13 protein-coding genes are annotated in these 16,727 nt (G+C 46.4%); 4 read left to right on the top strand and 9 right to left on the bottom strand.

Annotated features, from left to right (window positions below):
• Position 1 precedes the first annotated feature (1 nt).
• The gene (pth, locus tag G7Y46_RS05185) at positions 2 to 559 is read left to right on the top strand and encodes an aminoacyl-tRNA hydrolase (protein ID WP_165253124.1); all 558 of its coding nucleotides are present in this window, start codon (positions 2 to 4) and stop codon (positions 557 to 559) included.
• A gap of 34 nt (positions 560 to 593) precedes the next feature.
• On the opposite strand, the gene G7Y46_RS05180 is transcribed toward pth, so the two are convergent.
• The 6 genes from G7Y46_RS05180 to G7Y46_RS05155 form a co-directional block, all read right to left on the bottom strand.
• Entirely contained in the window at positions 594 to 1,574 is a 981-nt protein-coding gene (locus tag G7Y46_RS05180) for a WYL domain-containing protein (protein ID WP_165063116.1), read from the bottom strand.
• A gap of 116 nt (positions 1,575 to 1,690) precedes the next feature.
• Positions 1,691 to 4,603: an ABC transporter permease gene (locus tag G7Y46_RS05175; RefSeq protein WP_165252994.1), complete on the bottom strand. Its 2,913-nt coding sequence runs from the start codon at positions 4,601 to 4,603 to the stop codon at positions 1,691 to 1,693.
• A complete protein-coding gene (locus G7Y46_RS05170; RefSeq protein WP_165252992.1) occupies positions 4,600 to 5,283 on the bottom strand; it encodes an ABC transporter ATP-binding protein in 684 nt (227 codons plus the stop codon). The genes G7Y46_RS05175 and G7Y46_RS05170 overlap by 4 nt, the downstream gene beginning before the upstream one ends.
• A gap of 113 nt (positions 5,284 to 5,396) precedes the next feature.
• Positions 5,397 to 6,395, bottom strand: coding sequence for a HAMP domain-containing sensor histidine kinase (locus tag G7Y46_RS05165; RefSeq protein WP_165252990.1), 999 nt, complete (start codon positions 6,393 to 6,395; stop codon positions 5,397 to 5,399).
• Complete coding sequence (locus G7Y46_RS05160) at positions 6,396 to 7,067, bottom strand: response regulator transcription factor (RefSeq protein WP_165252988.1); 672 nt, start codon at positions 7,065 to 7,067, stop codon at positions 6,396 to 6,398. It abuts the gene before it with no gap.
• A 48-nt stretch (positions 7,068 to 7,115) separates the two neighbouring features.
• Entirely contained in the window at positions 7,116 to 7,892 is a 777-nt protein-coding gene (locus tag G7Y46_RS05155; RefSeq protein ID WP_165252987.1) for a DUF364 domain-containing protein, read from the bottom strand.
• A 134-nt stretch (positions 7,893 to 8,026) separates the two neighbouring features.
• On the opposite strand from G7Y46_RS05155, the gene pckA reads away from it, so the two are divergent.
• From pckA to G7Y46_RS05140, 3 genes are all read left to right on the top strand, one after another.
• Positions 8,027 to 9,589 (top strand): phosphoenolpyruvate carboxykinase (ATP), encoded by a 1,563-nt coding sequence (gene pckA / locus G7Y46_RS05150; RefSeq protein WP_165252985.1) that lies wholly within the window; start codon positions 8,027 to 8,029, stop codon positions 9,587 to 9,589.
• Positions 9,590 to 9,937: 348 nt separating this feature from the next.
• On the top strand, positions 9,938 to 11,902 hold the full coding sequence (locus G7Y46_RS05145; RefSeq protein ID WP_165252983.1) for a DHA2 family efflux MFS transporter permease subunit: 1,965 nt from the start codon (positions 9,938 to 9,940) through the stop codon (positions 11,900 to 11,902).
• Positions 11,903 to 11,922: 20 nt separating this feature from the next.
• A complete protein-coding gene (locus G7Y46_RS05140) occupies positions 11,923 to 13,392 on the top strand; it encodes an MATE family efflux transporter (RefSeq protein ID WP_241157060.1) in 1,470 nt (489 codons plus the stop codon).
• 24 nt (positions 13,393 to 13,416) lie between these two features.
• Here G7Y46_RS05140 and G7Y46_RS05135 read toward each other — a convergent pair whose 3' ends face one another.
• Genes G7Y46_RS05135 through G7Y46_RS05125 form a run of 3 tightly spaced genes read right to left on the bottom strand, consistent with a single transcriptional unit; the run spans position 13,417 to position 16,529 of the window.
• Positions 13,417 to 14,634 (bottom strand): U32 family peptidase C-terminal domain-containing protein, encoded by a 1,218-nt coding sequence (locus G7Y46_RS05135; RefSeq protein WP_241157059.1) that lies wholly within the window; start codon positions 14,632 to 14,634, stop codon positions 13,417 to 13,419.
• 26 nt (positions 14,635 to 14,660) lie between these two features.
• Entirely contained in the window at positions 14,661 to 15,455 is a 795-nt protein-coding gene (locus G7Y46_RS05130; RefSeq protein ID WP_165252979.1) for an arylamine N-acetyltransferase, read from the bottom strand.
• A gap of 57 nt (positions 15,456 to 15,512) precedes the next feature.
• Positions 15,513 to 16,529: a helix-turn-helix transcriptional regulator gene (locus G7Y46_RS05125; RefSeq protein WP_165252977.1), complete on the bottom strand. Its 1,017-nt coding sequence runs from the start codon at positions 16,527 to 16,529 to the stop codon at positions 15,513 to 15,515.
• Positions 16,530 to 16,727: the final 198 nt, after the last annotated feature.

Below are 16,727 nucleotides of genomic sequence, written 5' to 3'. Positions count from 1 at the left end.
TATGTATTTATTGGCGGGGCTTGGCAATCCCGGGTCGGATTATGCACATACTAGGCACAATGCAGGATTTGACACTATCGATTTGCTGGCAGAGGAATTAGGTGCTAACTATTGGAAAAACGAATGCGGTTCGGAGACGGCGCATGTAAAATATTCCGGCTTTGAACTGATATTAGCTAAGCCGCAAAGTTTTATGAACACATCGGGTGGACCTGTATCGCAGTTAATGAAGAAGTACGGTATTGCACCCGATCACCTCATAGTAGTTCACGACGATTTAGATATAGCCCCTAGCGCTATTCGGGTGAAATTTGGTGGTGGTTTGGCAGGGCATAACGGCTTGCGTTCTATTGCGGAAAAACTATGCACGCGCGATTGGTATCGCGTGCGTATAGGAATTGGTAGACCTCCCGGACGAATGCCTGTAATCGATTGGGTATTAAGCCGTCCTAAGGCGGATGCTGCTATAGAATTTCAGCAAGGATGCGCATTAGGCGCACAAGCACTACCTTATCTTATCGATCATGGCTTAGCTGATACTCAATCTAAATTTAACTAAGTGCGGGCAACGTTTTTGTTGCCCGTTCTTTGGTCTAGTTTTCTAGAAGTCTTCTTAGATAGTCTTTGTATTCTTGCAGTAGGCTTTTTGGTTTGTCTATTGTAACCGCACCACCCATACTGGCTATCCATCCAAAGAACTGTTCGCTTTTTCGAATGCGCACAAGCGCTTGTGCTTCATTTTCGCCTATAGGGGATATACGCGCATGTTCGCCAAAGCGATCCATCAGTATTTCCACCTTATCGCCCTGCACGTGTAACGTGGCTATTACACCTTCACCATCGAAGCGCCCAAAGTATTCATGTGCGGTTTCGTCGAACATATGGTTGCTTATGGCGTTGTTGCTGGCGGCGTGCTCGTCCGACACTTTTAAGCGCTCCATACGGTCTATGCGGAATTCCGTAAAGTTTTCGTGCTTGTCATTCCACGTGGTAAGGTAGTAGAAACCATCGGCGTATACAACCTTAACTGGCGTTACTATGTGCGGCTTGCCATCGTGTGTGGGATGCTTTTTGCCATCTACTCCATATTTGCAGTACACAAACGATATCTTTTTGCGATCGCGTAGTGCTTTGTGAATAGTGTCAATGTATTCAAAAACGCCATCGCTTTTATTCTTAATGCGTCCGGCTACGTGTATCTGCCGATCTAGTTGCTTACGTTGCGAATTGCTGGCTAGAAGTTTGATATTTGTAGTAAGCGCGCGGCTTTGGCGCACGGTTAAAAATTTGCTCGACTCAACGGCATCTACTAGCAGCATTAATTCCGGTAATTCGAAGCTGCGCTGCGCTATCGCATATTCTACGGGTTTGCGCTTGTAAATTTTTATATCCATACCGAATTCGCGAAGTACATTTATGTCGCGATAAACGCTTTTACGCTCGGCATATATTCCAAGTTCATTCAGGTTCTCGATAATGTGCGCCATAGAAATGCCATGTTGTTCGTCAGTTTCATTTTGAAGCATTTGCATGATGTAAAGCAGCTTCAATTTCGATTTATTGTTTGCGGTCATGCCCTGCCTTTCGTGGCGTTTTCAAATGAAGTGTACCACGAAAGGGGCAGCTATATATAAGGTATGCGGCAGCTTTTAGATATAGCGCCGCATACCTTGCTTCGCTATTGGCGCAATCAGATATTATCCATTCTCAGTGCTTCAACTACATTGTTGGCTTTGCAGCGATGCATTCCAAATGCAGCAGATACGCCCATAGCTAGGGTTGTTATTGCAATGGCTATGGCGGCGTATGTCCACGGGAAGTTAAATGCAAGCCCTGACATAGATTGTGTAACCATGCTGAACAGCAAATACGACACAACAGCGGATAACAACATGCCGGGAATTAGCCCCTTTACACCGAAGCTTACACATTCGTTCATTATCATTGTGCGGAATTGTTTGTCGGATAGCCCGATAGAGCGCATGACTGCAAATTCGCGCCTGCGCAATATTAAGCTGTTTGTTACGGTGTTGAAAACGTTTGCTACAGCAATAAGTGTAAGTATGCTGGTGAATAACAGGCAGAATACATTTACTATTGTAGCCATCATGTGCGCATTGTCTTGCTGAATCAGGTAGTCGTTAACCGTAAACCAAGCTAGCTTTTCGCCGGATGCTGAATTAAGTTGGTTTTTAGCTATATTTGTAAGCGATTCAGCCAATTCTTCATGTTTGTTGTCTTTTGCGTTAAACGCTGCGGAAAACGATGGAGAAGTGGTGCCGAACGAATGCGTTTGTGCAAGCGACATAGGAACTATTAAACGGGGTGTTCCTGTCATGCCGACAATGTCGGGCATTTCATCTGCCAGATATGCAATGTCTAGCGATTCTGTTTGAACCTTCACGTCATCCATCGGTACAGTTGTGGTAGTGTCGTTTTCGCCTTTAATGCTTGGCACAAAGGTAAAAGCTGCTTCGCCAGTTTCGGTGTTAGTGGAATATTCGCTTCCAAATCCTGAAACGGGTGTGCCTTTATAGTCGCCGCCAGTTATAACCTGCACATTTCCAGATTGCTTGAATATCTCGTTTAGCTGGTAAGTGGTGCCATTGTTGTCGTATATGCTTTTTGTGGCAATGGCTTTTGGATGGTCTGGGTTATAGAATTCGGCGTGGCTAGCTCCTATTTTTTCAGCAAATGCGTTAAAGGTGTTGTCGTCGATATACATAAGATAGACAAGTGCGCCATATGAACCATCTGCTAGTTTTCCTCCATTTGTGGGTGTAGAGGCTGAGCTGTCGTTTGTATTGCGGAAGCTGTCGCCTGCTAAGTTTTCAGGAAACACGATAGGTATTAAGTTGCTTAGCAACCAACCTTGAGGCTGCGCGTTGGCATCTTGGCACATTGAATTGTATGCGTCTTCGTATATTTGAATTTGTGAATTTATATCTAGACTTGCATCTGGTTCGAGCTGTGCGCCTATTCCTACATCGTATTTGACGGTTTCATCGGCTGCTTTAACTAGATAGCCTATAAAGGTATTCAGCGATCCTGCCGTCATTAATAATACTATTGCCAAAGCAAGAGATATCGCTGCAGTTTTACCTTTAGATGTTCCGCGCTTATTGTTGATATGTGCCAGCGTGCCGCCTATTCCGAATATACGGCTTGTAATTCTGCGCTTTTTCCATAAACTGCCAAGATCGGTGCGCTTTGCTGATTTTTTGCGTCCGCGTTTTGATACACGTCTTTCATTTGTGCTGTGTAGTGCATCTATGGCGCTTACGCGCCCAACGCGCCAAGTGGGTATAAATACCGACAGTATTACTGTTGCAAATGTAAGGCAGGCAGCTAAAACTACAGCCCATGGTGATACAGATATGACATAAGGCACTTTGCCGCCAATTGCAACAATAAGATAAGGCTCTAGCGCAGCGAATGTAACCGCGCATCCTCCTATGCCAATTAGTAAGCCAAGTGGTATGCCTACAATAGCCACTAAAAGCGCTTCTAACATAACGGAGCGGCGCAGCTGTTTACGTGATGCCCCTATAGAAGAAAGCAAACCAAACTGTCCCATGCGTTCTGCAACAGAAATTGCAAACGCGTTATAGATAAGCGAAACGCATGCCACGATAATAACGGATGCAAGTACGGCGACTATGCCGAAGAAGGTGTTCCAGATTGCGCCATCTCCGCGTATCCACATGTAACGCAACATGCTGGAATGCAGCGTTATGTCTTGCGAGTTTGAAAAAACTTCTTCGGCGCGCTGTTCAATCTGCCCTGTGTTCGACATTCCGCTCATTGTTATATAGCCAAAAGCCGCGCCGTTGGCATTTGGGTCGTTTGCGGTGAAAGCCGCTATGCCGATGTCGTAAGATATAGAGTATAGAGAGTATGGAATATAGTCACAAAAACCTACAACACTAAATTTGCGCTCTTGTATGTTGGTAAGTGTTTCGTTGAAGGTGCCGCCATCTTTGCTTGCGTCTAGGTATTCTATTGAGGAATCTAAAATATCGCCTTCTTTTATATTGGCACTATTGCTGTTTGCATCGCTTTTGTTAGGCTGTTCTGCGGTGGATGTGCTTGCGTTGTCTGCCAGTACTGCCATGCGCTGACCAACAGGCATTTCAAGCGTATCGCCAATTTTTATACCTTCGCGCTTTTTCCATGTATCTATAACGATAATTTCATTTTCATTTTCTGGCATGCGACCTTCCGCCACATGTATACCGCACAGCGTGTCTGCATTTTCTGAAATGTTAACGATGGGGAAATAGTATCCAAATACATTGCGTTGCTTGTTGCTAAGTTGTCCGAAGCCTACATCTTGCAACACGGCGTAATCGTCAATTTTGCCCGCTTCCTTAGCTTCGTTTAGCTGTTGTGTGGGATTATCTGTATCGTCTAGTTTTGACATCGCCATCCAGTTGCCCGACGTAGCTTCTTCGGCGTGATAAAGATAGTCGTTCAGTGTGGTAAGCGAAGTTAGTACGGCTATTAGAAGTGCAGCCGCGAGAGCTACGCCTGCTACTGTTACTGCGGTGCGAACCTTGTTTGCGCGCAGCGATTTAAGCGTGAATCTGCCCATGGCGTTCATCGACGTATCCTCTCGTCGCGCACTATGCGTCCATCTTCTATGGCTATTATCCGATCGGCGCTAAGAGCTATTTCTTCGTCGTGGGTAATAACCAGCATCGTTTGACCCATTTCTTTGTTTGAATCGCGAAGTAGCTGCATAATTTCGCGGCTGTTTTTCGTGTCTAGATTGCCCGTAGGTTCATCAGCCAGCACAATTGACGGCGCATTCATGAGGGCACGACCTATTGCTACGCGCTGTTGTTGTCCGCCCGATAGTTGGCTGGGCAAGTGCCCCTCGCGTCCGCGCAGCCCTAGCTTGCTTAGCAATACGCTAAGGCGCTGCACGTTTACTGCGCGCCCATCTAAAGCTACAGGTAATGTCATATTTTCAACTACATTTAACACTGGAACCAAGTTGTAAAATTGATAAACCAGCCCAACTTCCCGGCGACGAAATACGGCTAGCTGCTCGTCGGTTGAACTGTAAACATCTATGCCGTTTACAGATACGTTTCCCGATGTTGGTCTGTCTACGCCTCCAATTAAATGCAACAGGGTAGATTTGCCCGACCCCGAAGAGCCCACTATGGCGACAAATTCGCCTTCTGCCACTGAAAAGCTAACGTCATTTAGCGCGTGTGTTGCGGCTTCATTTTCTCCGTATGTTTTCGTTAGATGATCGACAGTTAATATATCCATTTTATCTGCCTTTCTACTGCGTTTTTGGCTTGTAGAAAATTATGCGTCGCGTATCTTGCGCTTAAATGACTTATAAATTACAAAATAGTTATTTAGTCGTGTAGTCGCTGGGGCTACACTATCAATTTTGGAAAAGCTATTTGGAAAAGTGCGCCGCCTTCGGGTGAATTGTCGGCTCGTAGCATGCCGCCTTGGACAGATATTAGGGCTCGAGCCAAGGCCAGTCCTATGCCGAAGCCTTCTGAGGAAGAAATCGAATCGCTCTCGCCGCGATAGAAACGCTCAAATATATGCGGTAGGTCTTCAGGTGCTATTCCGCATCCCGAATCGCTTATGGTTATAGTAGTTGCCAGCGTGTTTTCAGATGCTTGAATGCGAACTTCGCCACCTGCCGGTGTGTGTTCCATGCAGTTTTTCAGGATGTTTTCTATAGCTTCGGCTGTCCAAAGTGCGTCCCCTGTAAAAGCCGCGTTGTCTTCGATGTCTATTTTTAAGGTAATGTCTCGAATGTCGAAAGAAATTTCCAGTGGAGCTATAGCGCGTTTGATAATATCTGCCACTTTTATATGACTTGTGCGTGCCTGTATAGAACCTGCGTCCACTTTCGCAATTTTTAGCAGAGTGGTTACAAGCCATGCTATACGCTCTAGCATTTCTTCTAAGTCGCGAACTGCGCGTTTGCGCTGTTCTGGGTTGTCTATACGTTCTATATCTGGAAGCATTAACTCTACTGCCGTTAGCGGTGTTCGTATTTGATGCGATATGTCTGCCAATGAGTTGGCTAATGCATTTCTCTCTTGCTGCAACTGCTCGGTTGTGCGCGATAAGCACGCTACCATTTTTTCTAGCTCGTTGGATAGGATAGCTACATCGCCTTCGCGGCATTCAGCAAGTTTCACACGATGCCCGCTATGCAGTATTTCGTCAATGCTGGTTGAGAGACGCATAATTTGTCGGTGCCGCCAAAGAGATATTGCTATGAAGAAAGCCAGTGCGGCAATGCCTACTCCTGCACACCAAAGCATTGCATTAGGTGGAGCCAAGCAAGTTATTAGCGCTATTACTATCGCCAGAGCAATGCTTTGTTTTAGTAGTGTAGAGTAGGAACCCACTTATTTACCCACTTTATATCCCATGCCGCGTACCGTTGTTATTATTTGCGGCTCTGTTGGGTCGGTTTCAATTTTTTCGCGCAGGCGCTTTATGTATACGTTTATTGCGTTATCTGATACGTATTCGCCTGCGCTATCCCAAATGGCATCCTTTAGGTTTTCGCGCGTGATTAGCCGGGTTTTGTGCTGCAAAAAATAGAGCAGAAGTCGATATTCTAATGCGGATAGAAAAAGTTCCTGTCCGGCTTTCATTACCTGAGCCGATGTGGCATCAAGTTGTATATCGCCTGCACTAAGTATTCGCTCGGCTGGATTTGCTTGGCGAAGTGCTGCTTTGATGCGCGATACCAGTTCGCGTGCGCGAAACGGTTTTGAAATGTAGTCAACAGCACCCATGTCTAAGCCGGCAACGGTTGAGTATTCATCATCTGATGCTGTAAGGAAGATGATAGGCATAGAAGGCGCTGTCTTGCGCGCTGCAGCACATACTGCAAAGCCGTTTCCCTCGGCAAGCGTAACATCTAGCAGCGCTATGTCGAAGTGCTGCGATTCAAGTTGCGCCAATGCTGCTGATTGAGTGCTTTCGGATACAGTAGACAGACCTTCAGCGGACAGAATATCGGTTAGTGCATGCACTATTGCATTGTCGTCTTCAACTAAAAGTACCTGCATAACTGCTTCCTTTCAGTGTTTTGAAAGCGCAAAGGTGTATTGTAGGTGCTATTGGAGCTTTTCTGCGCTAACCATCTGCAAGGCTCCGCCAAACGACATTGCGCCGCCCGATTTCACGGATTGTCGCGCGCGTTCGGGGTCTAAAACAATACTGCCAGCTAACATGTTAACACCTGCATCCATAAGTGCCTGCGACATAACTACTGAGGGTCCAACCATTGTTACGTGGGCGTTGCAAGCCAACTCTAGCAGGCGTGGACAGGTTTTATTTTCTAGTGTAACCCCTGTTATGAATGCAAAATTGGCATTTGGAAGTACGTATTCGCACGCCGGATCAGGGGTATCTAGCTCACTTCGGCAGTTGCGCTCTAATACGGTTAGGTTTGCGTATTCCAATATGCGATCTACGTGGGGAAAATGCCCGACAACAACAACTTCGGCATTTTCGGTTTGTTCGATGCGTGGACGCATAATTTCGAAAGCGTCAATTTTGTGAATAGATCCATCCGGCAATTCGATGGGCTTGTCATAAGTGGCGCCCATCTTGTCTATAAGATGCTTTTGTCCATACCAAGCATTCAGGGCGGCAATTCCTAATGTGGCTTCTTCAAAACACCACGATTTGGAAAGCTTTGCCATTTCGCGCAAAGGCAGTTGGCGAAAATCGCGATTGTCGGTGGGTTTAGCGCCGCCGCTACAGGTAAAAGAAACTCCCATTGCGCTTTCAGCTTCTACATAGCTCCAGTTTTTTCCGAGGCAATAATCTATTACCTTTACATCTTCTGGAACTCCATCAATTAATTGATCGTAAATCGTCCAAGTCATGTTTTGCCTTTCGCTTAGAATTTAATGAGCTAGTCTAGTTTGCTTTATACTTGCATGAATATAGTATAGGCGTACAGCTGGTTAAAGAGCGCATCTTTCCGCTACAATCCATGTAGTCAAACAAAAGGAGAGACATGAGTCTGCGTGCTTTGGAAGAAACAGGCGTTCAACCCACACAAAATGTGTATCGCAATTTAGCTGTGGCAGATTTGGTGGAACATGCGCTGCGCAATGGTGAAGGCGTGCTTTCTGAAACCGGTGCTTTAGTTGTGAACACGGCTTTGCGCACAGGGCGTTCTGCTAAAGATAAATTTATTGTTGATTCTTCTGAAGTGCATGATGAAATAGCGTGGGGTGCGGTTAATGTAGCAATTTCTCAGGAAGTTTTTGATGCGCTTTATAGCCGTGTGGCGGCTCATCTTTCAGACGGTGATATCTATGTGTTTGATGGGTATGCTGGCGTGCCGCCCGATTATGCAAAACGGTTTCGTATAGTTGGCGAGTTGGCTTCGCAGGCGTTGTTTGCCAATCAGTTGTTGCGCCGCCCTAGCGATAAAATGTTGGTTGGTTTTCAGCCTGATTACACATTTTTGGTAGCGCCAAGTTTCAAGTGCGATCCGAAGCGCGATGGCACGCGAAGCGATGCAGCCGTAATGATAGATTATATTAACAGGAAAGTAGTAATTGCTGGCACGCGTTATTCAGGCGAGATAAAAAAGACGGTATTTTCGATAATGAATTACGTGTTACCCAGTCAGGGTGTGTTGCCCATGCATTGTTCTGCCAATATGGCGCAAGATGGCTCTACTGCAGTCTTTTTCGGATTGTCTGGTACGGGCAAAACTACGCTTTCTACCGATCGGATGCGGCGTTTGATAGGCGACGATGAACACGGTTGGGCTGATGATATGGTGTTTAATTTCGAAGGTGGTTGTTATGCAAAATGCATCGACCTTAGCGAACAGCACGAGCCCGATATTTATAATGCAATTCGCTTTGGTGCGTTGGTAGAAAATGTGGTGGTAAATCCCAAGACGCGACAGCTTGATTTTGCCGACAGCAGCATAACCGAGAATACGCGCGTGGGATATCCTGTAAGTTATATTTCAAATATACAAGCTGATGGCAAGGGACGCGTACCCAGTACGGTTATATTCTTGACAGCCGATGCTTTTGGAGTGCTGCCACCCATTGCGAAACTCAATCTAAATCAGGCAATGTATTATTTTCTTAGCGGTTATACATCGAAGGTAGCGGGAACTGAAGTTGGTGTCAGCGAACCGGTGCCCACGTTTTCTACTTGCTTCGGAGAGCCTTTCTTGCCGCTAGATCCACTTCGCTATGCGCTAATGTTAAAGGAAAAGGTTCGCAATGCCCGCGCCGATGTATATTTGGTCAATTCGGGATGGAATGGGCGCGGCGAGCGAATGCCGTTGAAATACACACGTGCTATGGTGAACGCTGCTTTAGATGGGCAACTTGATAATGTGGACTATGTGCGGGATGCTCACTTCGGATTTATGGTGCCAAGTAGTTGTCCGGGTTGTCCGTCCTACATGTTAGATCCGGTGCAGTCGTGGGCTAGCCGTGCGGAATACGATTTGCAAGCCGTGAAGTTGGCTGGTATGTTTCGTGACAATTTTGCTAAGAAGTATAGCCACGTTCCGAAAGAGATACAGCAAGCTGGACCCGCATGATACGGGATTGACGGCAAGAATTCCCGTACCGCAAAGACGCGAGGTTAATTTTAGAGAAAAAATGGTCAAAACTTCCAGCTTTCCACACTCAGACACACCTAATAGCGCCCGCCGAAGCATCATTGAACACTGTTTGCCCAGTGTTCTCCACAATTCAGGGCAACCATGGGGCAGTTCAACCATGGAAAGTCGGAAGTTTTGACCATTTTCCCGGAATTTACCTAGAAGTTACCGTGTGGCTTGAATTTTGCGTCAATTGTGGTTTTCTTTAGCTGCGTTTAAATATACGAATATACTAAAACATCACGCAAAAAATTAAAGATAAAGTATTTGGGAGTTGTTTTTCGCATGGCATTAGGTGTAGATCGCAGAAATATGGTTATGGTTGGAGTGCTTTTGGCGGGCACTCTTTTAGCAGTATTAAATCAGACGTTATTGTCGCCCGCATTGCCTGCCATTATGGCTGATTTGGGAGTAGATGCAACTACGGTGCAATGGCTGACCAGTGGATACTCGCTGGTAGAGGCTGTAATTATCCCGCTTTCGGCGTATCTCATAGGGCGTTTTAGTACGCGGCAATTATTTATAAGTGCATTCGTAATATTTGCGATAGGCAGTTTGGCAGCAACATTAGCACCAAACTTCTATGTATTGTTGCTAGGGCGTGTTTTGCAAGCGGTGTGCACGGGCATGTCTATGCCAATGGTATTTACAGTAATACTTCTTGTATTCCCGCGTGAAAAACGCGGTACCGCAATGGGCGTTATAGGGCTTATCATAGGTTTTGCGCCGGCTATTGGTCCTTCTCTTGCGGGTCTTTTAGTTGATACAGTTGGTTGGCGTGCGCTGTTTGCTATAACCACAGCGCTATCTGTGGTGGTTATAATTCTGTCGATATTCGTATTGCGTAATTACGGCGACTTTAAGCGCACTACATTCGATAAACTGTCAGTCGTTTTGTCTACGGTTGGTTTGGTGTGTTTGCTTTATGGGCTTTCCACATTTTCATCTAGCCAGAATTTGTTCGTAACCGCCGCGCTTATTGTGGTCGGTTTGGTTGTGCTGGCGCTATATGTGCGTCGTCAGCTAACACTGCCATCTCCTATGTTGAAAGTGGACATATTAAAAACGCGTAAATACGCTACTGCAGTAATAATTATTGTTATCGTGCAAGCGGCGCTAATGGGTACAGGTGTTATTACGCCGCTGTATATTCAGGGTGTGCGTGGTTATTCGGCTACTATGTCGGGTGTTGCTATGCTGCCGGGTGCGGTTATTGGCGCTTTCATGGGGTTGCTTGCTGGGCGCCTGTTCGATCGCTTTGGTGTGCGGCGCGTAGTTATTCCCGGCGCTATTGTTGCGTTGCTAGGCGGAATCGGGCTGGTGCTTCTTGGTATCGATACCGATTTTGTATTCATAGCGCTGGCATATACCGTACTTACAATGGGGCTTCAGTTTACTATGACACCATTGAATACGTGGGGTGTGAATTCGCTAGACAATAGTGTTATACAGCATGCGCAAGGGTTGTCGAATACTTTGAATCAGGTGGCGGCATCGCTAGGAACAGCGGTGCTGGTGTCTATTTCTGCGTTGGCACCTTATATGGTGCCAGAGGCTTCTCCCCTAGAGCAGGCATACGTCGGTAATCATTTAGCGTTTAGTACAACATGTGCGCTTATGGTGGTGGCAGTACTTGTAATTCTGTTCTTTGTGCGCGATGTAAAGAAAGATAAAAAGGCGGTTGCCGGCAGCGATGCGCAGCGTATTTCAGACAGCTTGCGCGCGCAGGCGGATGGTGCGGTTGCTGCTGGTAGTGTTGTTACGCAGGCAGACGATCCCTATTCTGAGATATGCGCTAAAGATGCTATGACTTGCAATCCTGTATTTGCGTTAGAAGACGCTGCAATGCGTGATGTAATACGCACCATGGCTGCAAATGATACTAGCGGGCTTCCGCTGGTAAACGCTGCAGGCGATTTGGCAGGATTTATATCCGATGGAGATATAGCTTCGTATCTGGGCAAAAACGAAATATCTTTCTTCGATACTTCTATGAATTTGTATCGCTTCATAGACAGCGAAGCTATGAAGCAGCGTTTGTTCGATCTGTTGGAACTTAAAGCGGCAGATATAGCTACGAAACGTGTTATATCGGTGGAAGAAGATACGCCAATTGATGAAGTTTGCCGAGTTTTAGCCGAACGCCGTATAAAGAAAGTGCCAGTAGTGAAAGACGGGCGACTGGTTGGTACTATTAGCCGTCGCAACATAGTGCGTTCAATTTCTGAGGTTATAGAAGATTTAGGATAGATTGGATAGAGTGTGAGGGCATGACACAAGAGGCTCGCAGTACAGAGGCAGAAAAGCGCAATAAAGAGCAGTTTCCAGTTGATAAGCGGGCAGAACGTGTTACCCGTATGGGTACAGAGTCTATCCCAAAGCTTATCGCGGAATTTGCCATACCTTCTGTTGTGGGCATGTTGGTTAATGGGTCGTACAACCTGATAGACTCTATATTTTTGGGGCATGCGGTAGGCGAGATTGGCTTGTCGGCGGTAACTGTGGCTAATCCCATAATGATTGTGTTTATGGCGCTTGCTATGCTTATTGGCAATGGCGGCAATGCGTTGGCGGCGCTGAAGTTGGGGCAGGGCAAGCGCGACGAGGCAGAACGTGCGCTTGGCAACGTTATTACTCTAAGCATTGTGCTGTGGGTGGTGGTGGCTGCGGCTGCTGCTGTGCCTTCATTGATGGATGCGCTTTTAACAGCATCTAGCGCGACGGATGAAGTGCGTCCGTATGCTCATACGTTTATTCAGATACTTTGCTTTGGATTTGTGCTGCAAAGTATTGGTATGGGTGTAAATAATTTTATTCGCACGTGCGGCTCTCCTAATATTGCGCTAGGCACTATGGTTGTAGGTCTTTTTGCAGCTACAGGGTTTAACTACTGGTTCGTTATAGTGAACGGATGGGGCGTGGCTGGTAGCGCGTTTGCCACACTTGCTGGACAGGCTTGTTCGGCGGCGGCAGTGCTTGCGTATTTTTTCTGCACTAAAGATGTGGCGCTTCGTATACGCCTTAGTTGTATGACACCAATATGGCGTGTAGTGGGAACCATATTGGCGTATGGTTTTCCTAGCTTTGCTGTGCAAGCTGGTATGGCTGTTGTGAATTTTGTGCTGAATTTCCAGCTGGTGAAATATGGCGCTCTAAGCGACATTGGCACGGTGAATGCGCTTGCTTCTATTGGCGTTATAAATCGTATCGGTATGTTTTCAGTTATGCCGCTTATTGGTATAGCTATAGCAATTCAGCCGCTGCTTGGCTTCAATTACGGCGCGAAGAAAATTGATCGTGTTAGAAAGACTCTTTGGCTGGGGATTGCTGTGGCAACTGCATTTAGCCTGATTGAATGGATTGTTATAACAGCGTTCCCGAACGCTATAGCCAATGCGTTTGGTATACAGGATGCGGCTCTTGTAGAGTTTACGGCGTTTGCTTTGAAGGTGCAGTTCTTAATGTTGCCGTTTGTGGGCTTTCAGATTGTGGGTTCGAATTATTTTCAGGCAACAGGGCAGCCTGCTAAGTCTATATTTCTTACGCTTACACGCCAGATATTGTTCCTTGTGCCGCTGCTGTTCATTATGCCTAACTTGCTGCCGATTATGGCACCGCAGTTTGACGGGCTAGATGCGCTTTATTTCGCTGCGCCTATATCTGACTTTTTGGCAATTTTTACGGTTGCCATATTTATCGTATGGGAGATGCGCCGTCTCCGCCGTATGCAACAATGTTAGATTCGGCTTATAAATGCGGCGAAGTTAGGATTGCGATGCGTTTTCTGTACAGACTTCGCTAAAGAAGTTTTCAGTACGCATGCGTAAAAACGAGCCGGGCTGTATAGCTTGCATCGCCTCGAAAGTATAAATATTGCACGATCTGTTTGCTGTTGGAACTGGTGTGGACACTCCGTTCTCTGGAATCCAGCACAGGTTTTTTATTTGCAGGGTATTTGCGGGGGAATTTGGCGCTAAAACTTCCACTGTGTCGCGCTCGGAAAAGCGATTGCGGCATCGCGCGGTTATGAGATACGCGCCTGCGTGTGTGCTGCAGTCTATTACGTCGGCTACATGAACGGTCTGTTTCGTGTAGCCTTCCTCCACGCATTCTTGCTCAGCTTCTCCAAAATAAAACCCGGTATTGTAGGGGCGATGTGAAATGGTTAGAAGCTCGCTGTACACATTTTCGGCAGGTTCGCCGTTTAGCACTCTGCGATACGCGCCAACAACAGTAGCAACATAGAATGCCTTTTTGTTGCGTCCCTCTATTTTTATAGAATCTACGCCCGCTTCGGCTAGTGCGTCAAGGTGTGCCAGCATATTCAGGTCTTTAGCGTTCATTATTAGCGTGCCGCGGTCGGTTTGCTCTATAGGAAAATGCTCGCCCGGGCGCTTTTCCTCTTCAAGTGTGTAGTTCCATCTACACGATTGCGAACAATTTCCGCGATTGCCGCTGCGTCCGGTTAAGTAAGAACTTATAAGGCAGCGACCGGATACCGCCATGCACATAGCCCCGTGTGCGAAAGCTTCTATTTTTAAGCTAGGCGGCGTTTCTTGCCGCATGCGCGCTATGTCGGACAGCGACATTTCGCGGGCACAAACTACGCGTGCCGCTCCTAAGCTGTGCCATACTTTTGCAGCTTCGGCGTTAGCCACGCTAGCCTGCGTGGACACGTGAAGTTCCATTTTGGGAGCATATTCGCGCGCAATAGCGAAGGCGCCAATGTCGCCTATTATTAGGGCATCGGCACCGGTTGCTTGCACTTCTTCGAAATACGACGGCAACTGTGCTGTGTCGTTGGGCATCATAAGAACATTGCAGGCTACGTGTATCTTTACGTTGCGCGAATGAGCAAAAGTAACAGCGTGCGCCAATTCTTCTATGTTGAAATTGTCGGCACGAGCGCGCATGCCGAAGCGGTCGGTTGCTAGATATACTGCGTCGGCTCCAAATGCTATTGCGGCTTGCAGTTGTTCCATTCCTCCTGCTGGTGCTAAAAGTTCCATCAATACACCAACCCGAAATGTTCATGCAGCGCATCTGTTTTGTCGGTGTCGCTAATTTCCAAAACAGTTTTATTGCCGTTTTCGCGAATGGTTAACACGCCGTCTCTGTATCCTTTATAGCCATTATTGGTGCGTAAATTTACAATCTCGTAGTCGCGAAATAGAGTGCCAGATTGCGAGCACATCAAATTCAGCGCATTGAAATCTATATCCTCTACATGCGCTGTGCAAAGCTCTAGTTCTGTTTGACGGCGCGCTGGGGTTCCGTCATCGTGCAAATCGGCTTTCGCTTTAGTGATTCGGTCAATTTTTAGCCAAGAGTTGCTATCGTTTTCTACAATAAATATTTCGCCGCGTACATTTTGCTCTACATCGGGAGTAAGTGGTAGCGATTCTGCTGGCATAGGTCCGCCGAAACCCACATCGACAAAGCACGATGTATCGTTAAATGCAACAATAATGCCGCGGTGGTTTATTGGCATGCGCACTTCTCGCCCGCGCACTGATCGGCAAAGCGCAGGGCGTGCATTATAGCCAAGCGATACAAGCAGCGCTTCAAAAAATTTGTTTAATTCAAAGCAGTATCCACCTTTATGTTCGCAAATAATCTTATTAAATAGCGAATTTAGGGAAAGATTGGGTGCATCTTTGCTGCGGTGAACACCTATAGTTTCAAATGGGATATGTGTTTGATGCGCATAGACAAGAGCGTCTAAGTTCTCTTTTGTTGGCGTTGGCATAGCGCTTATTTCTAATCTATCTAAATAGGCGCGTATTTGCTTAGCGTCCAACATTTATACTCCTTCGGTTGCTTGAACACATGGGCTATAGCATAGCAAACATGCAGCTTATTAGTTGTTACTGAATCCTTTTATTAGCACGGATGATATTCCGCACAGCAAGCCGCCGATAGGCCATGCTAGCCAGAAAAATGGTGTGGAATATTCAGGCACAAACAGCATAACTAGTCCGACTATGGTGGCTACCATCATTATTGTTCCACAGATAGCGCCAATACGTTTGTCTGTACGCTTTACAGCAAGTAGTTCTTCTTTCTGCTCTTGCGGAATATTTGACTCATTTATTTCGTGGGCTTCTAGTATTTCGCCTGCGGCTAAATTGTAGTTGGACAGATTGATGCGGCTAAGGTTTATGCTGCCGCGCACGATAAGTGCTGCACCTATGGCTACGCAGGCAACCATCGACACCGTTCCTATACTATCTTCATATGGAGAGTCGGAAAAAAGTAATATTATGCAAATACCTGCAAAAATGATGGCGATACCACCAATAAGCTGCCAATAAAATGCTGTGCGTGCACTGGTTTTTTGTTCGCTGGTGTAGAAATCTTCAATATATGGATGTTCGCGTACAAATTGGGAATGTTCCATTCCGGCTGGAATGAATAGTATCAAGCCGATCGCCACGCCTATAAGTACGCAAATGGTTCCTATTGCTGCGGCTGTATTTTCAGGAAGTGAAAACAGACTTGCTGTGCTTGGATCGCCTGCGCTGAAGAAAATAATAGATATAGCGCACCCCAATACTACTGATAGTACCCCGCCCGCTATTTTATTTGCGAATTTGCGCATGTGTTCGTCGTAGCCGAATACATCTGCGGGTGGTGTGTTGGTGGTTACTTTGCAAGCTGCGTTAGGCTGCTGGTTGGTTAAGTCACCCTGAACTAGATCGTCTAGTGTGCAGTCGAATGTTTGGCATAGCTTTAACAGTTTGTCCATTTCTGGATACGATCGCTCCGACTCCCACTTCGTAACCGATTGGCGGCTTACCCCTAATATCATAGCCAGCTGCTCTTGTGTCATATTGTGCGATGCGCGTAAGTGTAATAGATTGTCGCGAAAACTCATTTGTTGCCTTTCTTGCTTCGGTGTTTCAGTTTATTCGGCTGCCGATGCGACTACATTAGTTTATACATTGGTGGCGCGCCATAAACTTTTGGCATCTTTTTAAGTGATTTAATGCGCCCACTGGTTGCAAAGCCCAGTTCAGAGAATTGTTAAGTTGCTGTATCCTGATATATATTGCATCAAAAAACCGAAGGAGGG

The organism is Adlercreutzia sp. ZJ304 (assembly GCF_011039075.1).
In the GTDB taxonomy this organism is placed as follows: domain Bacteria; phylum Actinomycetota; class Coriobacteriia; order Coriobacteriales; family Eggerthellaceae; genus Adlercreutzia_A.
The sequence above is the reverse complement of the archived record's forward strand: the minus strand, read 5'-3'. Positions and strand labels throughout refer to the sequence as shown.